General features: G+C 58.5%; 26 protein-coding genes. 10 read left to right on the top strand and 16 right to left on the bottom strand.

Annotated elements, in window-relative coordinates; all coding sequences use genetic code 11:
- Window positions 1-93 precede the first annotated feature (93 nt).
- Window positions 94-1,164 carry a serine hydrolase domain-containing protein gene (locus tag OQ273_RS02045; protein WP_267988806.1) on the top strand — a complete coding sequence of 357 codons (1,071 nt, stop codon included), beginning with the start codon at window positions 94-96 and terminating at the stop codon, window positions 1,162-1,164.
- Between the two features lie 71 nt (window positions 1,165-1,235).
- Here OQ273_RS02045 and OQ273_RS02050 read toward each other — a convergent pair whose 3' ends face one another.
- The 7 genes from OQ273_RS02050 to OQ273_RS02080 all read right to left on the bottom strand — a co-directional run bounded on the left by OQ273_RS02050 (window position 1,236) and on the right by OQ273_RS02080 (window position 6,078).
- Window positions 1,236-1,703, bottom strand: a complete 468-nt coding sequence (locus OQ273_RS02050) for a MaoC family dehydratase (RefSeq protein ID WP_267988807.1) — start codon at window positions 1,701-1,703, stop codon at window positions 1,236-1,238.
- Window positions 1,700-2,167 (bottom strand): MaoC family dehydratase, encoded by a 468-nt coding sequence (locus tag OQ273_RS02055; RefSeq protein WP_267993010.1) that lies wholly within the window; start codon window positions 2,165-2,167, stop codon window positions 1,700-1,702. The genes OQ273_RS02050 and OQ273_RS02055 overlap by 4 nt, the downstream gene beginning before the upstream one ends.
- A gap of 47 nt (window positions 2,168-2,214) precedes the next feature.
- On the bottom strand, window positions 2,215-2,802 hold the full coding sequence (locus tag OQ273_RS02060) for a hypothetical protein (RefSeq protein ID WP_267988808.1): 588 nt from the start codon (window positions 2,800-2,802) through the stop codon (window positions 2,215-2,217).
- A gap of 43 nt (window positions 2,803-2,845) precedes the next feature.
- Entirely contained in the window at window positions 2,846-3,949 is a 1,104-nt protein-coding gene (gene ychF / locus OQ273_RS02065; protein WP_267988809.1) for a redox-regulated ATPase YchF, read from the bottom strand.
- 3 nt (window positions 3,950-3,952) lie between these two features.
- Window positions 3,953-4,666, bottom strand: a complete 714-nt coding sequence (pth, locus tag OQ273_RS02070) for an aminoacyl-tRNA hydrolase (protein ID WP_267988810.1) — start codon at window positions 4,664-4,666, stop codon at window positions 3,953-3,955.
- A gap of 32 nt (window positions 4,667-4,698) precedes the next feature.
- Window positions 4,699-5,367, bottom strand: coding sequence for a 50S ribosomal protein L25/general stress protein Ctc (locus OQ273_RS02075; protein WP_267988811.1), 669 nt, complete (start codon window positions 5,365-5,367; stop codon window positions 4,699-4,701).
- 231 nt (window positions 5,368-5,598) lie between these two features.
- A complete protein-coding gene (locus OQ273_RS02080) occupies window positions 5,599-6,078 on the bottom strand; it encodes a YHS domain-containing (seleno)protein (RefSeq protein WP_267988812.1) in 480 nt (159 codons plus the stop codon).
- A gap of 223 nt (window positions 6,079-6,301) precedes the next feature.
- Between OQ273_RS02080 and OQ273_RS02085 the strand changes: the two genes are divergently transcribed.
- On the top strand, window positions 6,302-6,880 hold the full coding sequence (locus OQ273_RS02085; protein ID WP_267988813.1) for a TetR/AcrR family transcriptional regulator: 579 nt from the start codon (window positions 6,302-6,304) through the stop codon (window positions 6,878-6,880).
- A gap of 19 nt (window positions 6,881-6,899) precedes the next feature.
- Here OQ273_RS02085 and OQ273_RS02090 read toward each other — a convergent pair whose 3' ends face one another.
- The 6 genes from OQ273_RS02090 to lgt all read right to left on the bottom strand — a co-directional run bounded on the left by OQ273_RS02090 (window position 6,900) and on the right by lgt (window position 12,641).
- Complete coding sequence (locus OQ273_RS02090; protein WP_267988814.1) at window positions 6,900-7,832, bottom strand: ribose-phosphate pyrophosphokinase; 933 nt, start codon at window positions 7,830-7,832, stop codon at window positions 6,900-6,902.
- A gap of 99 nt (window positions 7,833-7,931) precedes the next feature.
- A complete protein-coding gene (locus OQ273_RS02095) occupies window positions 7,932-8,612 on the bottom strand; it encodes a hypothetical protein (protein WP_267988815.1) in 681 nt (226 codons plus the stop codon).
- Window positions 8,613-8,638: 26 nt separating this feature from the next.
- Window positions 8,639-9,790, bottom strand: coding sequence for a M24 family metallopeptidase (locus OQ273_RS02100; protein ID WP_267988816.1), 1,152 nt, complete (start codon window positions 9,788-9,790; stop codon window positions 8,639-8,641).
- Window positions 9,774-10,592, bottom strand: a complete 819-nt coding sequence (pgeF, locus tag OQ273_RS02105) for a peptidoglycan editing factor PgeF (protein WP_267988817.1) — start codon at window positions 10,590-10,592, stop codon at window positions 9,774-9,776. Before pgeF ends, OQ273_RS02100 begins: the two co-directional genes overlap by 17 nt.
- A 55-nt stretch (window positions 10,593-10,647) precedes the next feature.
- Window positions 10,648-11,784, bottom strand: coding sequence for a class I SAM-dependent methyltransferase (locus tag OQ273_RS02110; RefSeq protein ID WP_267988818.1), 1,137 nt, complete (start codon window positions 11,782-11,784; stop codon window positions 10,648-10,650).
- A complete protein-coding gene (gene lgt, locus OQ273_RS02115; RefSeq protein ID WP_267988819.1) occupies window positions 11,781-12,641 on the bottom strand; it encodes a prolipoprotein diacylglyceryl transferase in 861 nt (286 codons plus the stop codon). The genes OQ273_RS02110 and lgt overlap by 4 nt, the downstream gene beginning before the upstream one ends.
- Window positions 12,642-12,780: 139 nt before the next feature.
- Here lgt and OQ273_RS02120 point away from each other — a divergent pair, with 139 nt between their 5' ends.
- The 4 genes from OQ273_RS02120 (at window position 12,781) to OQ273_RS02135 (ending at window position 15,108) form a co-directional block, all read left to right on the top strand.
- On the top strand, window positions 12,781-13,095 hold the full coding sequence (locus tag OQ273_RS02120) for an accessory factor UbiK family protein (RefSeq protein WP_267988820.1): 315 nt from the start codon (window positions 12,781-12,783) through the stop codon (window positions 13,093-13,095).
- A gap of 328 nt (window positions 13,096-13,423) precedes the next feature.
- Window positions 13,424-13,924: a type III secretion system chaperone family protein gene (locus OQ273_RS02125; RefSeq protein WP_267988821.1), complete on the top strand. Its 501-nt coding sequence runs from the start codon at window positions 13,424-13,426 to the stop codon at window positions 13,922-13,924.
- A 23-nt stretch (window positions 13,925-13,947) separates the two neighbouring features.
- Window positions 13,948-14,763 (top strand): pyrroline-5-carboxylate reductase, encoded by an 816-nt coding sequence (gene proC / locus OQ273_RS02130; RefSeq protein WP_267988822.1) that lies wholly within the window; start codon window positions 13,948-13,950, stop codon window positions 14,761-14,763.
- A gap of 3 nt (window positions 14,764-14,766) precedes the next feature.
- Entirely contained in the window at window positions 14,767-15,108 is a 342-nt protein-coding gene (locus tag OQ273_RS02135; protein WP_267988823.1) for a tRNA-binding protein, read from the top strand.
- Window positions 15,109-15,152: 44 nt separating this feature from the next.
- Here OQ273_RS02135 and OQ273_RS02140 read toward each other — a convergent pair whose 3' ends face one another.
- The gene (locus tag OQ273_RS02140) at window positions 15,153-17,117 is read right to left on the bottom strand and encodes an alpha/beta hydrolase family protein (RefSeq protein ID WP_267988824.1); all 1,965 of its coding nucleotides are present in this window, start codon (window positions 17,115-17,117) and stop codon (window positions 15,153-15,155) included.
- A 464-nt stretch (window positions 17,118-17,581) separates the two neighbouring features.
- Here OQ273_RS02140 and fabI point away from each other — a divergent pair, with 464 nt between their 5' ends.
- From fabI to OQ273_RS02160, 4 genes are all read left to right on the top strand, one after another.
- Window positions 17,582-18,355, top strand: a complete 774-nt coding sequence (gene fabI, locus OQ273_RS02145; protein WP_267988825.1) for an enoyl-ACP reductase FabI — start codon at window positions 17,582-17,584, stop codon at window positions 18,353-18,355.
- Window positions 18,348-18,620 carry a hypothetical protein gene (locus OQ273_RS02150; RefSeq protein WP_267988826.1) on the top strand — a complete coding sequence of 91 codons (273 nt, stop codon included), beginning with the start codon at window positions 18,348-18,350 and terminating at the stop codon, window positions 18,618-18,620. The genes fabI and OQ273_RS02150 overlap by 8 nt, the downstream gene beginning before the upstream one ends.
- Window positions 18,620-19,810 (top strand): acetate/propionate family kinase, encoded by a 1,191-nt coding sequence (locus OQ273_RS02155; protein WP_267988827.1) that lies wholly within the window; start codon window positions 18,620-18,622, stop codon window positions 19,808-19,810. The genes OQ273_RS02150 and OQ273_RS02155 overlap by 1 nt, the downstream gene beginning before the upstream one ends.
- Before the next feature lie 194 nt (window positions 19,811-20,004).
- Window positions 20,005-20,508, top strand: a complete 504-nt coding sequence (locus OQ273_RS02160; RefSeq protein WP_267988828.1) for a P-loop nucleotide/nucleoside kinase family protein — start codon at window positions 20,005-20,007, stop codon at window positions 20,506-20,508.
- Window positions 20,509-20,571: 63 nt separating this feature from the next.
- Here the strand turns inward: OQ273_RS02160 and OQ273_RS02165 are convergent, their stop codons facing one another.
- Window positions 20,572-21,954 (bottom strand): ATP-binding protein, encoded by a 1,383-nt coding sequence (locus OQ273_RS02165; RefSeq protein ID WP_267988829.1) that lies wholly within the window; start codon window positions 21,952-21,954, stop codon window positions 20,572-20,574.
- Between the two features lie 138 nt (window positions 21,955-22,092).
- Window positions 22,093-22,791 carry a response regulator gene (locus tag OQ273_RS02170; protein ID WP_267988830.1) on the bottom strand — a complete coding sequence of 233 codons (699 nt, stop codon included), beginning with the start codon at window positions 22,789-22,791 and terminating at the stop codon, window positions 22,093-22,095.
- Between the last annotated feature and the right edge of the window lie 35 nt (window positions 22,792-22,826).

Raw genomic sequence — 22,826 nt, forward strand, 5'->3', positions numbered from 1 at the left:
TTGTCTGGCGCAGGTTTCATACCCACCTGTACACCCGGAGTTCATGGTTTGCCGCTGGCAAATGGCTTCTGATATGTGGGACAAGGTGGAAAGATGCTGGGAAACCTACAAGCCCTGATACCGGCTTTCGTATTGGCCGGTGTGTTGACGGCCGCTCCGGCCCTTGCGCAGACGCTTGCCGAAAGGCTGCAATCCGAATTTGACGCCGGCGGATTGCCGGGCCTGCATGGCACGATCATCGATCTTGGTGATCAAAGACTGGCAGAGGTCTATTTCGCCGGGCCGGACGAACGCTGGGGCATGCCGCTCGGCAAGGTGCAGCACAATCCTGAAAGCCTGCATGATCTGCGCTCGGTCACGAAGTCGGTCGTCGGGCTTCTCTACGGGATCGCGCTGGCCGAGGACAAGGTTCCTTCGCCCGACGCGCCTCTCTACGCACAGTTCCCTGAATATGAGGATCTCCAGGCGCAGGACGGCCGGGACAAGATCCTGGTGTCCCATGCGCTTTCCATGCAAATGGGTCTACGATGGAACGAGGACCTGCCCTATACCGATCCCAGAAACAGCGAAATTGCCATGGAACAGGCACCGGATCGCTACCGCTATGCGCTGGAACAGGACATCATCGAGGCCCCGGGGACCAACTGGATCTATAGCGGTGGGGCGGTTGCTCTTCTTGGCAAGCTGATCGCCGACGGAACCGGCATGCCGCTGGACGCATTCGCCAGAGAAAAGCTGTTCGCACCCCTCGGCATAACCGAATTCGAATGGATTGCCGGTACGGACGGCGTGCCTTCGGCCGCGTCCGGCCTCAGGCTGAAGATGCCCGATCTGGCCAAGATAGGCAGGCTGGTTGCGCAAGACGGCGTCCATGAGGGCAAAGAGGTTGTGCCCGCGGACTGGTTGAATCAGTCGTTTCAGCCGCGCGCGACCGTCAATGAGTTCACCAAATACGGCTACCTTTGGTATCTGGCGGGTGAGCAACCCAATATTGTCGTCATTGCCGTTGGCAATGGTGGCCAGCGACTGACCGTGCAGCCGGCCGTGGATTTATCCGTTGCGACCTTCGCCGGCCGGTACAATGACCGCGATGCATGGCGGACATCGCTCAAGGTCGTGCTCGACATCGCTGTCCCGGAAGCAAAACGTATTCTTGGCAGGTGAGGCGCTACGTCACCGGCTCGCAGTACCGATCAGCCGCTGTCGGGACAGTAGACAGTGCCGTAAGGTCCAGTTCAGATCCGCACCAGAACGGCGCTATCGAAGCTGATGACCTGTTCACCGTCCTGGTTAAAGCCCTCGGAATGCAATTCGACGATGCCCCATTCGGGTTTTCGTTGGCGTTGCCTTGCCGAACGGTAGGTATTGAAAAACTGAATCGTATCACCGGCATAGACCGGTTTGTGCCATCTCAGGTTCCGGAAGCCGGGCGAGGGACCCATTTGGGGCGGGGATACGCCCTTTTCCTCGAGTTCCCGATGCCATGCATCTCTAAACTCGAGGTTTTTCTTCATCCACACGGCTGTCGTGTGCCATCCGGAGGCGCATAGTGCGCCGAACATGGATTTGCGCGCCGCTTCCGCGTCGATGTGAAACGGCTGAGGGTCGAATTTGCGGGCAAATGTTATGATGTCCTCGGGAGTGAATGTATGCGTCCCAAGGTCATGACGACGGCCGAGTTCGAAGGCGTCAAGGCCACTCATGTGCCGGCCTCCTTGCTGCGCAGGCCAAAAAACCCGGAGTTCTCGCAGGTGCAGACGGTTTCGCCTTTCTGATTGACGATCTCGTGGCGAAGCTCAACCGCACCAAGCCCCGGTTTCGACTGCAGGGCACGCGCCGAGACGACCGTGGACGTTCCGCTAAGCGTATCGCCTGCAAGGACGGGCCGTAACCACTTACAGGAATCCACACCCGGTGCGCCCTGTGAGGTTGAGTTGCCGATATAGCCATCGATGAACATGCGCATGATGATCGCGCAGGTGTGCCAGCCGGATGCTGAAAGGCCGCCAAGGATACTGGCCTTGCCGGCTTCTTCATCAAGGTGCATGGGCTGAGGGTCGAATTCGCTGGCGAAGGCGATGATGTCCTCAGCGCTGACAGGATAGGGGCCGAGAGGGAATTGCCGCCCGGGTTCAAAATCCTCAAAAGCCAGTCTGTCCGATGGGATTATTTGATTGTTCATGGTTGATCTTATGCCGTGAAGCGGGTGCATGATCAATGGTTCGTGTGCATCTCGAAGTAGATCGGCGGACCGAGATAGGCGACAATTGCCAGGAAGAGCAGTGCACGGACCCATTTTGCCTGAAATCTGCGCCACAGAATGAGGCTGAGGGCGATGCCGAGACCCACCTCCAAAACAGAAAAGACGCCGCCGTTGTGGTCGGGATTCCAGTAGGAGACCGGCGAGCGGAAGCGCCAATCGGAGAAGGGCCATAGATGGGCGTGGGCGTCATCGACATGGACGGGAAAATCAGTCACCAGATGAAGCAGTGCGGCAAGGGCAAAGAAAATCAGCGCTGTTGCCGGGCGAAGCCAGCGACTTGCCAGAAGTGCGACGAGTAGAATCAGGACATAAAGCGGCGCGGAGTTGCCGACCGTAACAGCCTCGGACCAAGGCGGCTGAAAATAGAGTTCCGACCACACGCGCTGTTCGGGAACAGCGGCAATCTTGGACCAGACGAACAGCGTATAGATGGCAAGGTCGGGCACCAGGGCTCCGGCAATTACAGCCACATTGCGGGCCGGCTCGCCCTGCCTTGTCAGGATCGCCGCCGCCAGCAGCACGTGGGTCTGGGTATTCATCGCCGCAGACTGCAACAGCCCGTCGCGGCTTGCAATGGCCCGGTCAGGTGTTGAACTTGAACAGCATCACGTCGCCGTCCTGAACGACATATTCCTTGCCTTCGTCCCGGGCCTTGCCGGCATCGCGGGCCGCGACTTCTCCGCCGAGGGAGGCGTAGTCATCGTAAGCGATGGTCTGGGCGCGGATAAAGCCGCGCTCGAAATCCGTGTGGATCACGCCCGCTGCCTGCGGCGCCTTGGCCCCGCGCTTGACGGTCCAGGCACGCGCTTCCTTCGGGCCGGCCGTAAAATAGGTGATCAGGTCGAGGAGCGTGTATCCGGCGCGGATGAGCTTGTCGAGGCCGGGTTCGTCGAGGCCGAGTTCGGACAGGAACTCAGCGGCTTCCTCGGCGTCCAACTGAGCGATCTGGGCTTCGATTTCCGCGGAGATGATCACATGTTGCGCGTTCTGGGCCGCGGCCATCGTGGCGACGGCCTTTGTCTTCTCATTGCCGTTTGCCGCATCCGCCTCGTCAACATTGCACACGTAGAGAACAGGCTTGGACGTCAGCAGATTGAGCGCGTTGAGCAGTCTCAGATCCTCGGCGGCAATCCCGTCCAGCAGCAGCCGGACCGGCTTGCCGTTCTGAAGCAGGTCGAGCGCCTTTTCCATCATGGGAAGGATCAGGATCGCTTCCTTTTCCTTGCCGGTTGCCCGCTTGCGGGTCTGTTCGGCGCGCCGCTCGAGGCTTTCAAGGTCGGCAAGCATCAACTCCGTCTCGATTGTGTCGGCATCGGCAACCGGGTCAATCCGGCCCTCGACATGGGTGATGTCATCATCGTCGAAGCATCGCAGCACATGCACGATGGCATCGACTTCGCGAATATTGGCCAGGAACTGGTTGCCGAGACCTTCACCCTTCGATGCACCACGCACAAGGCCGGCGATGTCGACAAAGGAGATGCGTGTCGGAACGACCTCCTTGGACTGGGCGATCTTGGCGATTGTCTGCAGCCGGCTGTCCGGAACGGCAACCTCACCCGTGTTCGGTTCAATCGTACAGAAGGGGTAATTGGCAGCCTGTGCCGCGGCTGTCTTGGTCAGAGCGTTAAACAGGGTCGACTTGCCGACATTGGGCAGTCCTACGATGCCGCACTTGAAGCCCATTTTCTATTCCTTGTTTCCGAAGAGCTTTTTCAACATACCCGCCATGGGTCCGCTGGCAGGAGGCGCTGCCGGTTTGGATGGCCGCGCCGCGCGGATATGCGACTTGCCTTTGCCTGTCTTTTTGTTTCCCGTTGGCTTGGGGTGGGCGCCATTCCCGGTGGCGAGCGAAATTTTGTTCAAGAAACCGGCGTCGTCACCCGATATCAGCATGGTGACATTATCGGCCACGGCATCCAGCAGCGGGTCTACCCAATCGCCGTCCGCCTTGGCGAAATCGCCAAGCACATGTCCGCTCACCCGTTCCTTTGCGCCGGGATGGCCGATCCCCAGTCGCAGCCTTCGATAGTCCTTGCCGCAATGGGCATCAATCGATTTGATGCCGTTGTGACCGCCGGCCCCGCCTCCGGTCTTGATGCGCACCTTGCCGGGCTGAAGGTCCAACTCGTCATAGATGACGATCAGATCTGAAGGTGAGAGTTTGTAAAAGCGCATGGCTTCGCCGACACTCTCGCCGGACAGGTTCATGAATGTCTGCGGCTTGATGATGAGGATTTTTTCGTCGGCAATCGTGCCTTCCGAAATCTCACCCTTGAATTTTTTCGACCATCCGGAAAACGAATGGCGGCGGGCAATCGCGTCCGCCGCCATAAAACCAATATTGTGGCGTTGCTTCGCGTAGCGGGGTCCGGGATTGCCAAGGCCTGCGATTACCAACATCGCACCGGTCTCCGTGTCGCGAAGGGTGGCGGTTATTCTTCGCCGTCGCCTTCTTCGGTTTCTGCTTCTGCGCCTTCAGCATCTGCCGCTTCTTCTTCGGCGCCTTCGGCTTCTTCCTGCTCTTCACTCTTCAGACCAGCCGGTGCGGCGATCGTAGCGATGGTGAAGTCACGATCGGTGATCGTCGGCTCAACATCCTCGGGCAGGGTGATCTTGGAAATGTGGATACCGTCGCCGAGATCAAGGCCGGTCAGATCGGCAACGAAATTCTCCGGGATGCTGTCGGCCGGGCAGATCACCTCAACGGCGTGGCGCACCACGTTCAGAACGCCGCCGCGCTTGATGCCGGGCGATTCTTCCTCATTGATGAACTGTACAGGCACTTCAACCGTCACGACCGTGTCCTTCGAGATACGAAGGAAATCGACATGCATGGTGAAGTCGCGTACCGGATCGAGCTGATAATCCTTTGGCAGAACGCGGACTTTCTTACCGTCCACATCAATCGTGGCAATGGTCGTCAGAAATCCACCACTGTGGATCTTCAGCGTCACGTCCTTGTAGGGAAGCGCGATTGAAACCGGGGGTTCCTTGCCACCGTAAATAACGGCGGGAATCTTTCCGTTGCGGCGAAGTTCTCGGGCGGACCCCTTACCAACCCGTTCGCGCGCCTCGGCTACAAGCTCATAGCTATTGCTCATGGCTTTTCCTTTCGAGGTTCGACTTTGGAGTGTCTTACGGACTGTTGTGTCCAAAAACATTGAGCGGCCATCGGCCGCCCATCCGCGTTGCCTCCAAGGGTGTCTACGCGGACGCGCGCTATATAGCGAAGGTCTGTGCACTACGCAAGCGCGTTGAAGGCGCTGTGAGGAATAGAAACGGCCGGGCTCTTGGGAGGAGCCCGGCCGATCCCTGTCTGAAAGAGTAAATGCTTACTGAGACTGAAGTTCCTCAGGGGATTTGTCGGCGATATCCGTCCACTTGTCATTGGCGGCGGTGATCAGATTGGCGCGGTCTGCTTCCCAGCGTTCCTGGATGCCGGGGGCAAGATTGAGATAGAGCTTGTTATCGACGATGCGCCACAGATGCGGGTCGCCGTCAAACTTGAAGCCCATTGCCGTTCCAAAGGCGCAATAGCCGCCATAGGCCGGAGCATAGGCTTCGGGATTGGCGACGAAGAGAGCCTTGTTCTCTTCAGTTTCGAAGCGATAGGTGGCGCCGTTATGTTCAGCAGTAATCTGGAAGTCACCCGGGGTCGGTTCGCCCTTGGTGTGGTAGGCGACGGGATCGAAGCCGCGCAGAGCAAGACCGGTGGATGTGGCATTTACATCAACTCCTGCAGCCAGAGCGGATGTCAGCAGTGCAAGGGACAGGGCTGCGCCTGCAATCGTTGTCTTGAGTACGTTGAGCATAATCGTCTCCTCGGTTCGAGCATTTAAAAATCTGAGCGGGGCCAGGCCACCGCGGCCACCGGGTTGATGTCTCGCGTCCGGCTTGAACAGAGTTGTATAATTAGGAACCAATTGGTACAAAACAAATGAATGTGAGCGAAACTTGATTGAAAAACCAAGCTGAGCTCTTATGACATTCAAGGTCAGCCTCGTTCTGCCAAAACAGATCCGGGATAGAGAAAGAATGGCCAGACCACGCGAATTTGACATGGATACCGCCGTCGACGGCGCGATGCAGATATTCTGGCGGCTCGGCTATTCGGCAACGAACCTGCCGGAGCTTCTGCATGCCATGGGCCTGTCGCGCGGATCGTTCTACAAGGCTTTCGGTGACAAACACTCAGCCTATCTCGCCGCGCTCGATCATTATGACCGTACCTGCATCGGTTCTGCCGTGGCACTGTTGGCTGACCGGTCGATAGGAGACGGGGCGGAACGAATTCTCAAACTCTTCCAGCAAACGGGTTGCGGCGAGGGTATCGCGCCGCGCGGCTGTTTCGTATGCAACGCAATGGTCGAACTTGGACCGCATGATGAGGCTGTTGCAAAACGTACCACGGCGATGTCGAACCGTCTTCAATCGGCGATTTTCGGTGCGCTCAGCGATATGCCCGAAAGCAAGATGGACGATTTTGCGTCGCGACACCGCAAGGCTGCGATCATTGCGCGGCTTTATCTGGGCGCTCAGGCCATGAGCAAGACCGGAGACGCCGACGCGGACTGGAAAAACCTTCTCGGCGAGTTGCTGAAAGATCCCGCCTAAAAGCCCCGGCGCCGACCTGTCAATCGAACAGGCTCGAGACGGATTCCTCGGCTGCGGTTCGCGTGACGGCTTCGCCGATCAGGTTCGCAGTGGTTATGACGCGGATATTGTGTGCATTTTGTACCGCGGTCGTCGGCTGGATGGAGTCTGTGATCACCAGTTCGGTCAGCTTCGATGCGGTCACACGCGCCACTGCGCCGCCTGACAGGACGCCGTGGGTGATGTAAGCGGTGACGCTGGTCGCGCCGTTTTCCAGCAGCGCCTCGGCGGCGTTGCACAGCGTTCCGCCGGAATCGACAATATCGTCGATCAGGATGCAGTCACGGCCTGACACATCGCCGATCACGTTCATGACTTCGGATTCACCCGGGCGGTCGCGCCGCTTGTCGACAATGGCGAGCAGGGAATCGAGCCGTTTGGCAAGTGATCGCGCACGCACCACGCCGCCCGTATCGGGCGATACGACCATGACGTTGGAAACGTCGTAGTTTTCCTTGATGTCCCGAGCGAGGATCGGCACTGCAAAAAGGTTGTCGGTCGGGATGTCGAAAAAGCCCTGTATCTGGCCGGCATGCAGGTCGAGGGTGAGCACACGGTTGGCGCCGGCTTCGGTGATCAGGTTGGCAACCAGCTTGGCCGAAATCGGTGTGCGCGGGCCGGGCTTGCGATCCTGGCGGGCGTAGCCGAAATAGGGAAGCACGGCCGTGATGCGCCGGGCGGATGCACGCCTTGCCGCATCGATCATGATCAGCAGCTCCATCAAATGGTCGTTTGCCGGGTAGGCGGTCGACTGGATGATGAAAACGTCTTCGCCGCGCACATTCTCTTTTATCTCAACAAATATCTCCTGATCGGCGAAGCGGCGGACAATCGCATTGCCGAGGGGAATATTGAGATAGTTGCAGATGGATTCGGCGAGGACTCTGTTCGAATTGCCCGAAAAAAGTTTCATGGCGCGTTGCCTGTGCTGATACCCCGATGGCCGGCGTTTTACCGGCCTTTGGAGCGATTGCAAGGCCCCGATGTCTCAATATGTGATTTTACCCAGAAATCAGCCCCCGGATGAGGCCTGGGCGCTCCAGCTTATATACTCGGCGATGGTGCGGGCAGCGATGGTTTCCATGGTCGCCTCCTGGACCACATCCCAAGGATCGGCGGCCGTTCCTTGCGCCACCTCCTGTCCGCGGATGCGATGAAGGCGCGTTCCGGAGCCGTCAAGAATATCCCAGACGAAGGCGACGGTTGTCTTGTCACCATCGGCAAAGGCCGAAAAATAGCCCTTCAGAATGTGGCTGCCATCGTTGGCGTTGACGATCACCAGCCCCCGGGCTCGCGCTTCCGAGCCTAGCTGACGCGATAGCGGACGAACCGCGTTGACCGGTGCGCCGATTACCGGCGTGAAGCTGATTGTTGACGCATTGCGGGCGGCGGCGGGGCTTGTGTTGCTCACCGGCGTGCTGGCGGTGGTCTGGCTGGAGGGGATGGCCGGCTGATTAGACGTAACCGGCTGATTAGACGTAACCGGTTGATCCGACGTAACCGGCTGATCTGACGTAAACTGGTCGGCGGGCTGAGCTGGCGCGTCCGGGTTGACCTGTGTCTGCTGATTGCCGGTGCCCACATCCGCCCGCGGTATCAGCCAGGAATCGTCCGTCAGCCGGGTGCTGTTGCAGCCGGCGAGCGCAAGCGCTGCAGCAGTCATCACAATTGCAACAACGGGCTTCTTACGCACGCTATACCCTCTCCAAACAAACCAGCCTATCGGACGATCAGATCCAGATTGTGGGCCGAAAGGGGCGCCGGGTCGTCGTCGGTCGTCAGATAGGTATGTCCGAGCGTCATGGCGGTCCCGGACTCCGAGTCCATAATAATCATATGGACAAACAATGACATATCCGCCCGGATGTTTTGTTCATTGCCGGAATAGAACATTTCCCGTTCCATCCAGCTTGGGGTGAACCGCGCACCGAGCGAATAGCCGCATGCATTGAGCCGGTGCCTTGTCAGCCCGCGCTCTTCCATGACCTTTGCATGGGTAGAGAAAACATCGCCGAAATTGTGGCCTGGGCGCAGGACCTGTTCAATTTCCTCAAGTGCTTCACGGCACACATCGTAAAGTTCGAGCTGGCGTTCGGTCGGTTTGCCGATAACGATGGTGCGCATCATGGCTGCATGGTAGCGCGCAAAGACGCCGGCCCATTCAAGTGTCAGCTGGTCGTTTTCATCAAGCACGCGCCTGCCGGACTTGTAGCGGCAAAGCAGCGCATCCTTGCCGGAGCCGATGACAAATTCATTTCCGGGATAGTCGCCACCGCCGGATAAGACCGCTCCTTGCATGGCTGCGAGGATGTCGGCTTCTTTGCCGCCCGGCTTGATCAGCGGAAGGGCTGCGTCAAGCGCGGCATCGCCGAGGCCTGCCGCGGTCTTGATATAATCGATTTCTGCCGGGCTCTTGATCAGCCGAAGGCCGGAAACCAGACCGGATGCGTCCACCAGATCGCCAAAGGACTGCAACTGATTGTCCAGCTTGCGGCAATTGGCTCCGGTCAGCCCGTGGGTATCGTATTCAATGCCGATGCGTGAACCCAAAAGGTCAAGATCGTTGAGCAGGTTCTTCAGCTCCATGGTCGGATCCGCGTTGGCACGGTCCGTCCAGATGGAGATGTCCTCGATAATGGATGTATGGCGGGCCTGACGCAGATCGGCCGATCGCGTCAGCAAGCGCATGCTTCCATCCGACTTGACGATCAGCGTCTGGAAGAAGCAGAAGCCGAACGTATCATAGCCGGTCAGCCAGTACATGCTCTCCTGCGCAAAGAGCAGCATGACGTCCAGTTCGTTGTCTTGCATGGCGTCGAGGAGGCGGCGCATGCGCCAGCCATATTCTTCCCGTTCAAAGTGCTGAGCCAATTTGTCCTCCATCGACAATGCCAATTGCTGAAATCTGTCGGCCGTAGTCCGGCTCGCTTCGGTGCGTGGTGCGCCGGTAGGAAAAGAACCGGTTTTCATCTGAATAGGTGCAATGTCCGCTTAAGTGCGCCTCTACACCCGACAGGGCGATGCGGTCCAGAACAAATTTTTGCAGATCAAAAAGACTGTGCCCATCGCGGCCGGACGGGGAAAAATATGCGCTAAAACCGTTATCACGTTGACGGAAGCGGTCGACAAATTCGGGACCGACCTCGTATTTGCTGCCGCTGATGCAGGGGCCGACGCAGGCGCGCATATGGTCGCGCCGGGCCCCGAGCTGCTCCATGGCCAAGATCGTATTCTCGACGATGCCGTCAAGCGCGCCCTTCCATCCCGCATGAGCCGCTGCGACGACACCATTTTGCGGATCCGACAGCAGGACCGGGCCGCAATCGGCCGTCAATACACCGACCGCGATGCCCGGCGTTGCGGTGACGATGGCGTCGGCTTTCGGTCTTTCGCCATCATAGCTTCCATCAACCACAAACGGTTGTGCGGAATGAATCTGGTGGGTGGTGGCAAGGCGATCGGCAGACAGGCCGAACCAATTGCTTACGCGCTTTCTGTTTTCGGCGACATGGGTACTGTTGTCATCCGAGCCGAGGCCAACATTCAGGCCACGGTAAATGCCCTCGGAAACGCCGCCGTAGCGTGTAAAAAAACCGTGGCGGATAGCCGGTCCGGCACCGCTGGTTTCCAGAAGATGGCTGGTGATCGGTTCAGGTTGCTCCCGGTCGAGCATGGCTGGCCTCTCAGCTTGTCATCCGGCGGGATCGTGATCAAAGTGCGCCTCTGTGTCAATCGCCGGGTTTATTTATGATGGAAACATCGCTTGCGGATTTGTGGTCGATCCGCGCGAACGGTGGAACGGCAATGGCCGGGCTGCTCAGGCCCAGAACCTTGAAAAGACTGCCCATCTGTCCTTGCCCGTCACCGGCCAGCCGGTTGACGGCTTCACCGATTTGCTGCTGGCGCGCCGGGCCTTTTTCGGCACCGAGCGCACCGGCCCGCTCAAGAAGACCGAGTTCCAGCAGGAAACGGGACTGCGTCAGGATCGGCCAGACCTCAACATTGCCAGCCGCTGCCGCGCGCGCAAGCGCGGTGAAATCGACATGGCTGGTCAGGTCACTTTCGCCTGGGGCCTCGAAAACATCGACATAGCGGTGATCGCGCACGGCTTGCAGCGTATCGCCGATGCCGCCGCCGATGAAGCCATAGTCAACGGTCAGGGCGCAACCGCCGTCAGCGGCAAGACGTGCCGCGATACGGCTCATCAGCGCCTCGCGGGCCGGAGCGACTTCCACGATGTCACCTGGTTTTGCCGCAGCCGGCGTATCGCCCGGAGCAAGCGAGGCTGTGCCTGCCTGAAAGACCAAATTGGAGTTGTCGTCCAAAGCAACGGTTCGTTCCCTGAAGCCATTGTCTGTATTGATGAATTGCCTGATCGGTATTGCGTCAAAAAGCTCGTTGCTGAAGAGAAGCGAAAAGCCTCTCGGGGTTTCGTCGATATCGGTGTGCCAGTGGTTTTCGAACGGTGCGTCGTTCAAGGTTTGACGCTGTAGCTCGCTCAGCTGCGGGCTGGTTTCGACTAGGTGCCCCGTGGCGGAAGAGGCAAGGTCGGGTGCGACGCCGGCAAGGGTCCGTTGCACATCGGCCATCAGCGTGCCGCGGCCCGGACCGATTTCGATCAGGCGGACATTGTTCGGCTTTCCGTGGGCCTGCCAGCACAGCGCCAGAAAGATGCCGATCATTTCTCCGAACAACTGGCTGATCTCGGGCGCAGTCGTGAAGTCGCCGCGTGTTCCGAAGGGATCACGGGTTTGGTAATAGCCGTATTCGGGATCGCTGAGGCAGGATGAAAAATAGTCGGCGACGCTCATCGGTCCCATGGTTTCAATAAGCCGTGCCAGCTTGCGGGCAAGGGGTGTGGTCACTTGGCTGCGCCGTCCTCGGCCGCCACGGCGCTCGTCGCGGGTGGTTTGGCATAGGCCATGGCGATCACACCGATTGCCACCATGGGCAGGGAAAGCAGCATGCCCATCGTCAGCCAGCCGCCGAAGAGGTAGCCGATATGGGCATCCGGCTCGCGGAAGAACTCAACAAAAATGCGGCTTGCGCCGTAACCGGCGAGGAACGCACCGCCGATATAGCGGGGGCGCGACAGCCGGCCGAAGCGGAAAATGAGGACCATCAAGACAAAAAACAGGATGGGGCCTTCGAGAATGGCCTCGTAAAGCTGGCTGGGATGGCGTGGTTCCGGCCCGCCGGTCGGGAAGACAACCGCCCATGGCACGTCGCTCGGCCGGCCCCAGAGTTCCGAGTTGATGAAATTGGCGAGCCGGCCGAGGAACAGGCCCACCGGCGCGGAGGCGGCGACAACGTCAAACAGGCTCCAGACAAGGATGCCGCGTTTCCTGGCAAAGATGATCATGGCGACGATCGTTCCGATCAGACCGCCATGGAACGACATGCCGCCTTTCCAGACCTCGAGGATACGCAGCGGATTATGCGCAAAAGCGCCGAAATCATAAAAGAGGATGTAACCGAGCCGTCCGCCCAATACGATGCCGACTGCGGACCACAGGAGGAAATCGTCGATGTCGGCCTGAGTCATGGCCGGTTTGTCGTTGAACCAGAGACGTTCGGTTCCGGCCAGGGTGCGAGCGTAGCGCCAGCCGATCAGTATGCCGGCCACATAGGCAAGGCCGTACCAGTGAATGGCGAGCGGGCCGATGGAGATCAGCACCGGGTCGATGTTCGGAAATGGCATCGCAGCCTGAATGGGGTCCATGGTTCGTCCAAAGGGTCGTCACAGGTGAGGCGGACCATGCAGGCGCCAAAGGCTGCGGTCAAGGGTTGCATCCACAGCACCGAGCGCTTACCTGATGATTGAAGGCAAGCAGGTTTTTCAGATCAGCGGAGGCAAGACAATGACCACAGGCCCAAACCGCATTCTTGATGATTTCGCCAAACTTATGACAGACGCGGCAGGCGCTGCGCAGGGCGTTCGCGGTGAGATCGAAACCGCGTTGCGGACGCAGGCCGAACGCGCGCTTAACTCGATGGATGTCGTGCAGCGGGAAGAGTTCGAAGCGGCCCGCGAAATGGCGGCCCGTGCGCGCGACGAGAATGAAGCGCTTCTTTCGCGCATCGATGCGTTGGAAAAGCGCATAGCCGAGCTTGAAGGCGGCGCAAAGCCAAAGACGACACGGCGCAAAACTGCTGCGGCCGGTAAGGCAAAGTAATTTTTTTGCAATGCGGCCGGCCGTTCTGTCGGGCCGCAAAAATCCTTACGGCTGAATCGTTTACTGGTTCAGCCTCAGGAACTGATTCACCACGTATCCACATGCGATTTCACCGAGCCGCCAATTTGGGGGTGGCGCTGTGACTCTGCCGTTATACACTGATTTTAAATGATGATTCGAGGCGGGCCGCAGACTTCCGTTCTGGGTACATAAAAGGAGCGGCCCTGCAATAGTCAGTAGCGTAAGTTTGTTAATCCGGGTTCAGGTAAGAGCACGGCACGAGGCCGCTGTGCTCAAGCGAATCGAAATTCGGGAGAAAAGGTGCGGCATGAGCCTTTTGGAATTTGAATATGAACGCGAACTCAATCCTGTGGACATGATTGAGTATGTCGCGGCAAACAACGATTGGTCGTTCGAGCGGGCAGGCGAAGACGAGATCGCCATGACCGTACAAGGGCGCTGGTCGGACTATCACATTTCCTTTTCGTGGATGGAGGATTTCGAGGCCCTTCATCTTGCGTGTGCATTCGACATCAAGGTTCCTGACAAGCGCGTCAACGAAGTGGTCAAGCTCCTGCATCTGCTCAACGGGCAGATTCTTATGGGTCATTTCGATTTCTGGCAGCAGGAAGACGTCGTGATTTTCCGCCAGTCGCTGCTTCTGGCAGGCGGTGCGGAGCCGACAAACCAGCAGGTTGAAGTGCTCCTTTCGAGCGCATTGGAAACGTGCGAGCTCTATTTCCAAGCCTTCCAGTTCGTCATATGGTCCGGTATGGACGCCAAGAGCGCCACCGAAACCGTGCTCTTCGAGACTGTCGGAGAAGCCTGACGCCTCAGGAGGCTTGAACAGATATGACATCCGGTTCCGTTGTGCTGGTCGGCGCCGGCAATATGGGCGGCGCGATGATGCGCGGTTGGCTTGCGTCCGGTATAGAGCCCGGATCGATTGTCGTCGTGGATCCATCGCCTCAGCCCGCGATGGCCGAATACCTCAAAACAAACGGTATTCGCCATTATGTATCGGCTCCATCCGATGTGACGGCGTTGGCGCTTGTCATTGCCGTCAAGCCGCAAATGATGGGCACGGTGCTGCCGCAGCTCAAGCCTCTTGTCGGGGCCGATACGGTTTCAATATCCATTGCCGCCGGAACGCCGATCGCAACGATGGAGCGGCATCTTGGCGAGACGGCCATTGTGCGCTCGATGCCGAACACACCGGCAATGGTGGGGCGCGGAATTACGGCGGCGGTGGCAAACGGACTGGTCGACAAGGCGCAACACGACCGGGCACATAGATTGCTGGCGGTGACCGGTCCGGTCGAATGGCTCGACGATGAAGGGTTGCTTGACGCCGTTACGGCCGTGTCGGGCAGTGGGCCTGCCTATATTTTTTACCTGGTGGAATGTATGGCGGAGGCCGGCCGAAAGGCAGGTCTGGATGCCGACCTTTCCATGCGGCTCGCAAGGGCAACCGTATCGGGGGCGGGGGAATTGCTTTTCCAGTCCGACGATGAAGCGGCGACACTTCGCAAAAATGTCACGTCCCCCGGCGGAACGACGGCCGCGGCGCTTGAAGTGTTGATGCGCGAGGGTGGAATGCAGGCGCTCTTCGACGAGGCGCTTGCCGCAGCGGCTCAAAGATCGCGCGAACTGGCGGAACACGGGTGAAGCATGGCTGAGACGATTTCATTGGCTGATTTCGAAAAGGTCGAAATTCGTGCAGGCACGATTGTCGAGGCCGAACCCTTTCCCGAGGCGCGTAAGCCGGCGATCAAGATGAAAGTCGATTTCGGCCCGGAAATCGGTATCCGCAAATCCTCCGCGCAGATCACGAAACACTATGAGCCGCAGGCGCTTGTCGGACGCCAGGTGATGGGTGTTGTCAATTTCCCACCGCGTCAGATCGGTCCCGTCATGTCCGAGGTTCTCGTGCTTGGATTTCCGGACGAGGAGGGCGAGGTCGTGCTCGCCGCCATCGACAAGCCGGTGCCGGATGGCGGCCGGCTGTTTTAGGACGTTTCGATTTAGACCGTAAACGCTCTATAGCCTGACTTTTCTCAAGGAATGATCTGTGCGCCGAGCACTGCGTAATCGAAACCGTCGGCCCGTCCGCCCAGGTGCCTTGCCAGGAACCGCTCGATCTGCCGGAACATGAGTATGCGCTGCTGCCAGGTCATGTTCCCGATTGTATGGCCGGCTCCGTCGATGATCGTGTATTGCACATCCTTGCCGGCATCGCGCAGAGCCTCCACCATTCGGTCGGCCTGATCGCGGATGACGCGTACATCGTTTGCACCCTGGATAATCAGCATCGGTCCGCTTGCGTTCTGGGCATTGTAAAGCGGCGAGCGCGATCGAATATCGGCAAGGCTATCGGGATCGTCCGGGTCGCCGATATATTTTCGATACCAGTCCGGCCACCCGGTCCAGTAGACCGGAACTTCCTGCAGCATGGTGGAGATGTCGCTTATGCCGTTGATGTTGATCCCGGCAGCAAAAAGCTCGGGATTTTGCGTCATGGCGGTCATTGTCTTCAGCCCGCCGAAACTGCCACCCATGACGGCAACGCGATCCGGATCGGCAATGCCCTGGTCGACTGCCCATTGACGCGCGTCGACGATGTCCTGATGCATTTTGCGGCTGACTTCACCCACGGCTGCCTCCCGGAAGGCGCGGCCATAACCGCTGCTGCCGCGATAGTTTACGTTCAAAACCGCGTAACCGCGATTGGCAAGCCACAGGGCCAAGTCGTCGGACCCCCAACGCGTTCGGGCAACCGGCCCGCCGTGAATCAGCATTACCATCGGCGCCGGTCCGGCGACGCCCTTTGGACGTGTAAGATAGGCCGGGATGGCAAGACCGTCACTGGCGATGATATCCACAGGCTCCATGTCGGAGAGCTCCGGAGCATAAGCGGCGATCGTCGGGGCTTCGATCATCTCAACCGTGCCCGATGACATGTCGACGAGGTATTTCGTCCAGCCCAGCCTGTCGTCCTCGACCTCCCAGATTGCCTTGGAGAAGTCGCTTGTGGCAGAAACGAGATGAAAGGATGCCTCCTCAGGTGCATCGATCCGGTCGACCATCGCCTTTATGTTCCGGTCGAAAAAAAACCGTTCCTGATATCCGGGATACGTCACGGCCATCAAAGGCTCGCGTGTTACCGGATGGCTTCTGACCCAGCTGATATCGACCTTGTCGTGGGCATAGAGCACGTCTTCATCCCCGGCCTCGACATCCTTCAGGATGAGTGCGCTCTTGTCGCGGCCAAGGTTCGATATTGCGAGCATGCGGCCTTTTTCATCGGGTTCGGCCAGAACATGGAAACTCTCTTCCATGCCACCCTTCGCAATCTCATTCCATCCAGCTTGGGTCTTTGCTTCCAACGTCCAGCGGTTTTGTGCACCAACGACCTTTCGTGCGAAGACATCGCCCTTGCGGTCGAATGACCATGTGACGGCCCGGTCGGAAATCAGATCCAGCGCTTCGGTCTCTCCGCTGTCGAGATTGAGCCGGTAAAGATCAAACTTGCTCCGATCACGTCCATTGTGAGAGATCAAAATCTCCGCCCCGGCATCCGGCGGTATTTGTGCTATCCATGCTTTCACATCCCTGCCGAAATCATAGGTGCGGGGCTTGGCATCCTTCCTGGTCACATCCACCGACACGAGCTGATCGTTCTCCCAGCCGTCCCGGTCGGCCAGGTAAAGGAGGTAGCGGCTGTCCGCCGACCACGCATACCAGCGCACGCGGTCAGGTGTTTGGAACGTATTGGCCGCTTCTTCATTGAGGTCGCGCACCCACAAGGCCGGTTTGAACCACTTGCTTTCAAGCCAGGCCATACGTTTCCCGTCGGGCGAAAGGCGGAAACGCCACCGCGACGAGGCATCTGCATAAAATGCACGCAGCGGCACGAGTTCGGGCAGGTCAGCGTTTTTCAGCGCCGGATGTGATGCTGAAACCGGAGGAAAGACGATGACAACAAGACCGACGGCCACCCCTGCGAGCAGAACGGCGGCCAAGAGAACTTTCCGCAACAAATGCTGACCCTCAACTCTGTTTGGATTGTGCCACTTTCAAACTGAACCATGGCCACAATATTGCCGATGCAGTCAACTTGGTGCTGCAGCTTTTCGGAAGATATATACCCATCAGGCGTTGCCTTTTGGCAGACTGCGACGATGTGTCAGGACGGGGCGCTCCGCTTCGAATTGAAAGCGTGGAGGATGCAGACTATCTGCGGATCTTGGTGCGGACCGCGCTCTCGAAATAAACGCGTGTCGGCCGATAAGCTTTCTACCTGTGTTACTTCTGTCACCTTGCCGAAATACCAGAAAGATGACGCGGACAAGCAACGGGTTTTCGGTGAGGCAATTCAGCAAGAACGATGCGGATTGTGGTGCCCATCACCTTCGGGCTCAAAAGAGGCACCCGGGCACTGCTCAGGCCGATTGTGTCGGAAACCTGTGAAAAGACGGAGTGAGGCATGCTGCCAACATCTGATTTTCTTGCAGGCAAGCGCGGCCTGGTGGTTGGCGTTGCCAACGAACAGTCAATCGCGGCGGGGTGCGCGCGGGTGTGCCGTGGCTTTGGCGCCGATATCGCGATGACTTACCAGTCGGAAAAAGCCCGCAAGTTTGTCCAGCCTGTCGCGGACGCGGTTGAAAGCGAACTGTTTCTGCCGATGGACGTTACCGACATGGCGCAGATGGATGCGGTGTTCGAAGCGATCAGGACACATTGGGGCCGGCTGGATTTTCTGGTGCATTCCGTTGCCTACTGCCCGGCGGACGATCTGCACGGGCGCGTCGTCGATTGTTCCCGCGACGGCTTCGGGACAGCGATGGACGTCTCGGTGCATTCGCTCATTCGTCTGGCAAAGCGAGCCGAGCCTTTGATGTCAGAGGGCGGCACAATCCTGACCGTGTCTTATCACGGAGCGGAACGGGTGGTGGACCATTACAACGTCATGGGTCCGGTGAAGGCGGCTTTGGAAGCGACCGTGCGCTATCTGGCCGTCGAACTGGGTCCAAAGGATATCCGCGTCAATGCGATGTCTCCTGGTCCGCTGGAAACCCGCGCAGCATCGGGGATCGCTCATTTTGACGTGTTGATCGAAGATGCCAAGAAACGGTCGCCATTGCAGCGTCTGACGACGATCGAGGAAGTGGGTGCGATGGCGGCCTGCCTGGTATCGGATCTTGCGCGCTCCGTGAGCGGCAACACCTCGTATATTGACGGAGGCCACCATATTGTCTGATCACAATGTCAGCATGCGATATGTCGAAAATCCGGACCAGTCACTGACGTTCCAGAAGTCCGCCGGTATCGGCGATAGGGTTGGCGTGCGTGTGACCATTGCCGAAAAACACATTGAAAAGAAACGCTTGACCCCGGATTGCCAATGTATGAATGGTGACGGCGAGCTGGCTATCACCGGGCAGGCCGCGGTGCATGCGCCTGAGAGGAAAACCCGCAGGTCCCCGGCGGCAATGGCCGCACTGTTTAACGAGGCAATGCAATAATGACCGGTATCCTGACTTTGAACGCCGGATCGTCATCGATCAAATTCGGTCTCTACAATGATGCACCGGAACCAGAACAGCTGGTTGACGGGCAGGTCGACGGAATTGGCGGTTCCGCGCGGCTTGAACTTCATGCAAAAGCGGCAAAGACCTCGATCGACGTGGACGCGCCCACACAAGCCGCCGCACTTGAGGTGGCGATGCGGGCTTTGTCACCGCATATGAGTGGTCTTGAGATTTCGGGTATTGGCCACCGGATTGTGCATGGCGGTATGGAATTCGTCGAACCGGTCGTGTTGACGCAGGATATTTTGGATGGCCTTGCGGAACTTGAACCGCTGGCGCCGCTGCACCAGCCGCATAATCTGGCCGGTGTTGCGGCAGCGCGGGCGGCGTTTCCGAATGCCGTCCAGATCGGCTGTTTCGACACGGCCTTTCATCGCGGCCATCCCTGGGTTAATGACACGTTTGCTTTGCCGCGCAGTTATTATGAACAGGGCATTCGGCGATATGGATTTCACGGGCTCAGCTACAACTATATCACCGGTGTGATTGCCGAACGGTTTCCGGATTTACACAAGGGCCGCATCATAGTCGCCCATCTGGGCAATGGCGCGTCTATGTGTGCGATACGCCAGGGTAAAAGCGTCGGCTCCACCATGGGTTTTTCCGCGCTTGACGGTTTGCCGATGGGTACGCGCTGCGGTCAGATTGATCCGGGCGTCGTCCTGCACCTGATCACGCAGAAGGGTATGGCACCGCAGGATCTGATGCACATGCTTTATCACGAGAGCGGGCTGTTGGGACTGTCCGGATTCACTGGTGATATGCGGGAGTTGCTGGCTTCAGACCGCAAGGAGGCCAGACAGGCTATCGATTACTACGTGTTCCGGGCGCGTCGTGAAATAGGTGCGTTGTCGGCTGTCCTGTGCGGCGTTGATGCGCTTGTTTTCTGCGGGGGTGTCGGGGAGAACGCAGGACCGATCCGTGAACGCATCGTTGAGGGTCTGGACTATCTGGGGATCGGTATCGATCCGGAAAGGAATTCCGAAAACGCGTTGGATATAGGCAATGGCCGCACACGCGTAATGGTCATTCCCACGGATGAGGAACGCGTCATCGCGCGTGCTGTGCATAGGAAGAAACATCACGGTACAGAGGACAACACAACTCGCCGTCTTTTTGCATAGCTTACCTTAACCCCCGGTCACCCCATATGATTTTGCCTCAGCGGCTGTGATGTCATCGGGGGTCTGCCGAAGATGGCCGACTGAGACAGGGCGATGGTCCATCGCAATGGTGCAGTTCTGTCTTCAATGTTAGCGAACTCTTAGTGCCTCTGGTTCAAACGGCTCTTTGACCAGGCGGGAGGAGGGGAGCAATCATGGCGATTCTTCATATTATCGAAGGCCCTGTCGGCGCAGGGAAAACGACCTACGCGATCCAATTGAGTCGGGATCTTTCGACACCGCCTCTGGTTCTGGACAAGTGGATGGTGACCCTGTTTCAGGCGGACCGACCCGAAACCGGGTTGTGGTCCTGGTATGCTGAACGAAAGACCCGCTGTGTTTCGCAGATACTGTCGGTGGCTTACAGCCTTCTTGATCTTGGACAGGATGCGATTGTCGAGCTTGGCCTCGTTAAGGTCGAGGACCGTTTGAAGCTCTATGAGGCGTTGGATTCGGACGGCCGAACATATCGGGTCCATATCCTTGACACATCGCGGGATGAACGTCACCGGCGCGTCATTCAAAGAAATGCGGTAAAGGGCGAGACATTCGCCATGCATGTCAGCGATGAAGTGTTTTACCTGGCTTCGGATATGTGGGAGCCGGTTGAGGCATCAGAGCAGCAAGGCCGCGAAGGCAGTTTCCATTTCGAAGTCTAACAGTTGCATCTTCGAGCAGCCTGCGCCGGTCGCTACAAAGGTGCTTTCAAGCCTGTTTCCTTGTCATGCGGGGACGCGGATGACGGCCTGGAGGCCTCCCATCGGGCTGTCTGAAAGGGTGATGTCGCCGCCATGGCTGCGAGCGATATCGCGGGCGATGGCAAGGCCGAGGCCGGTGCCGCTGCTGTCCTGATTGCGTGCTTCGTCGAGGCGGAAGAACGGTTTGAAGACGTCTTCGCGCAATTCAGCCGGGATGCCGGGCCCGTCGTCGTCGATGGCGATGGTCAACCAGCCGGTGCGGATTGTTGCCTGTACCTTGATGTTTTGAGCATGACGGCAGGCGTTTGATGCGAGATTGATGACCAGCCGGGAAAAGGCGTTTGGTCGAACCTTGACGAGCGGCTGCCCATCGATTGCGCAGGTGATGTTGCGGCCGTGAAGCCCGGCATGTTCATCGAGCTTTGCGAACAGTTTCTGCAGATCCAGTTCACCGACATCTTCCTGTGCTTCGCCGCGGGCAAAGGACAGATAACCCTCCAGCATCGACTGCATATCGTCGATGTCGTCGTTGAGGCGGGCGGTCTCGGCTTCGTCGCCGACGAGGGCAAGCTGCAACCGGAAACGGGTCAGGATGGTGCGCAGATCATGACTGACGCCGGTGAGCATGGCGGTGCGCTGTTCGATCTGTCGTTCAATCCGCTCGCGCATGCGAATAAAGGCAAGGCCGGCGCGGCGGATTTCATCGGCGCCGCGGGGGCGGAAATCCTCCGGCATCTTCTGGCCCTTGCCGAAACTTTCGGCAGCATCCGCAAGGCTCAGGATCGGCCTGATCTGGCCGCGCAGGAAGAGGATCGCAATGATCAAAAGCACCATTGAGGTTCCGACCATCCACAGAAGGAAAATATGCGTGTTTGATGCATAGGCCTGGCTGCGGCGGGCAAACACACGCAGAACCTTGTCATCGAGCAGGATGCGGATCTCGACCAGGTTGGAATCGCCGATCGTGTCGATCCAGAATGGACGCTTTATCTGCTTGGTGATCTCTTCGCTCAGGATGGAATCCAGAATCGAGAAGAACGGCTTTGATCGCGGAGCCGGCAGCGCACCCTCCGGCTCAATCGCGATGTTGAGCTGCAGCCGATCGCGGGCAATGCGGGTGATTTCATCAAAATTGGCGTCCTGTGGGTAGGTGTCGATCACGTCGATGATTGCGGCGATGTCGCGGGTCACTGCCGTCGACAGGCGCTGAGTCACGGTTTGCCAATGTCGCTCCATGAAAACGAAGGCGATGACCGATTGCAGGATCACCATCGGCAGGATGATGATGAGCAGCGTACGACCGTAAAGACCCGTCGGGATGCGGCGGGTGAACCAGCGTGTGTAGCGCCTTATGCCTCTTGGCGGATAGCGTTCGTATTCGCGCCTTATGGAATCGATCGTCGTCATAAACCGGTCCTGCACGCGCGGCCATTGCCGGGAGCTGCCTGCACCGCGCCGACCCCTTATAGCAAAGAAACCGCGGCCCGGCCTGACAAAATGACGTTAAATGATTGGCCGGGCTGGGGAAAATTAAGGGGGCAGTCCCTACTCTACGCTGAGCCGGTAGCCGATGCCACGCACGGTCTGCAGCCACATGGGATTGGCCGGGTCTTCCTCGATCTTGCGGCGCAGGCGGTTAATCTGGACGTCGATCGTCCGCTCGCCGATATCGATATCTTCTCCAACCAGCTCGTGGCGGGGAATGGTTTCTCCCGGACGCTGGGCGAAATGGACCATGATTTCCTGTTCGCGGTCCGTCAGGCGTACGACTTCCGGGCCGCGTTTCAACTCACGGCGGGCAAGGCCGAATGTGTAGGGTCCGAAGACAATCTGTTCGATCTGCGGAATTTCGGGTGGGCCGCCGCGCTTGAGAATGTTGTTGATGCGCAGCACAAGTTCGCGCGGGTCAAACGGTTTTGCCAGATAATCATCGGCGCCAGCTTCGAGGCCTTCGAGGCGGCTGTTGATCTCCGCGAGGGCCGTCAGCATCAGGATCGGTACGTCGCGTATTTCACGCAGATCCTTGGTCAGCGCGACGCCGGTTTCGCCCGGCATCATGACGTCCACGATCAGCAGATCGAACTCGAGTCCTTCCAGCTTGCGCCGGGCCGCGGCCGCATCCGCAGCGGTGGTGACGCGAAAACCCTGGTCGCTCAGATAGCGGTTCAAAAGATCGCGAATTCGCGTGTCGTCGTCCACGACAAGCAGATGTGCAGCGTTGTCGGAAAGCGCTTCAGCCGTCATGCCGCCTCCTCATCGTCCGTTTCCCAAACCTCTTT

Origin of the sequence: Hoeflea prorocentri (assembly GCF_027944115.1) — a bacterium.
Taxonomy (GTDB): Bacteria; Pseudomonadota; Alphaproteobacteria; order Rhizobiales; family Rhizobiaceae; genus Hoeflea_A; species Hoeflea_A prorocentri.

Coding starts and splice junctions, on each gene's coding strand:
- OQ273_RS02170 (WP_267988830.1), bottom strand. CDS start 22,791: ATGACGGCTGAAGCGCTTTCCGACAACGCTGCACATCTGCTTGTCGTG.
- OQ273_RS02160 (WP_267988828.1), top strand. CDS start 20,005: ATGGCGATTCTTCATATTATCGAAGGCCCTGTCGGCGCAGGGAAAACG.
- OQ273_RS02125 (WP_267988821.1), top strand. CDS start 13,424: ATGAGCCTTTTGGAATTTGAATATGAACGCGAACTCAATCCTGTGGAC.
- OQ273_RS02080 (WP_267988812.1), bottom strand. CDS start 6,078: ATGCTCAACGTACTCAAGACAACGATTGCAGGCGCAGCCCTGTCCCTT.
- OQ273_RS02090 (WP_267988814.1), bottom strand. CDS start 7,832: ATGAAACTTTTTTCGGGCAATTCGAACAGAGTCCTCGCCGAATCCATC.
- OQ273_RS02120 (WP_267988820.1), top strand. CDS start 12,781: ATGACCACAGGCCCAAACCGCATTCTTGATGATTTCGCCAAACTTATG.
- proC (WP_267988822.1), top strand. CDS start 13,948: ATGACATCCGGTTCCGTTGTGCTGGTCGGCGCCGGCAATATGGGCGGC.
- OQ273_RS02075 (WP_267988811.1), bottom strand. CDS start 5,367: ATGAGCAATAGCTATGAGCTTGTAGCCGAGGCGCGCGAACGGGTTGGT.
- OQ273_RS02050 (WP_267988807.1), bottom strand. CDS start 1,703: ATGAGTGGCCTTGACGCCTTCGAACTCGGCCGTCGTCATGACCTTGGG.
- lgt (WP_267988819.1), bottom strand. CDS start 12,641: ATGGACCCCATTCAGGCTGCGATGCCATTTCCGAACATCGACCCGGTG.
- pth (WP_267988810.1), bottom strand. CDS start 4,666: ATGTTGGTAATCGCAGGCCTTGGCAATCCCGGACCCCGCTACGCGAAG.
- OQ273_RS02135 (WP_267988823.1), top strand. CDS start 14,767: ATGGCTGAGACGATTTCATTGGCTGATTTCGAAAAGGTCGAAATTCGT.
- OQ273_RS02165 (WP_267988829.1), bottom strand. CDS start 21,954: ATGACGACGATCGATTCCATAAGGCGCGAATACGAACGCTATCCGCCA.
- OQ273_RS02060 (WP_267988808.1), bottom strand. CDS start 2,802: ATGAATACCCAGACCCACGTGCTGCTGGCGGCGGCGATCCTGACAAGG.
- OQ273_RS02045 (WP_267988806.1), top strand. CDS start 94: ATGCTGGGAAACCTACAAGCCCTGATACCGGCTTTCGTATTGGCCGGT.
- pgeF (WP_267988817.1), bottom strand. CDS start 10,592: ATGCTCGACCGGGAGCAACCTGAACCGATCACCAGCCATCTTCTGGAA.
- ychF (WP_267988809.1), bottom strand. CDS start 3,949: ATGGGCTTCAAGTGCGGCATCGTAGGACTGCCCAATGTCGGCAAGTCG.
- OQ273_RS02155 (WP_267988827.1), top strand. CDS start 18,620: ATGACCGGTATCCTGACTTTGAACGCCGGATCGTCATCGATCAAATTC.
- OQ273_RS02085 (WP_267988813.1), top strand. CDS start 6,302: ATGGCCAGACCACGCGAATTTGACATGGATACCGCCGTCGACGGCGCG.
- fabI (WP_267988825.1), top strand. CDS start 17,582: ATGCTGCCAACATCTGATTTTCTTGCAGGCAAGCGCGGCCTGGTGGTT.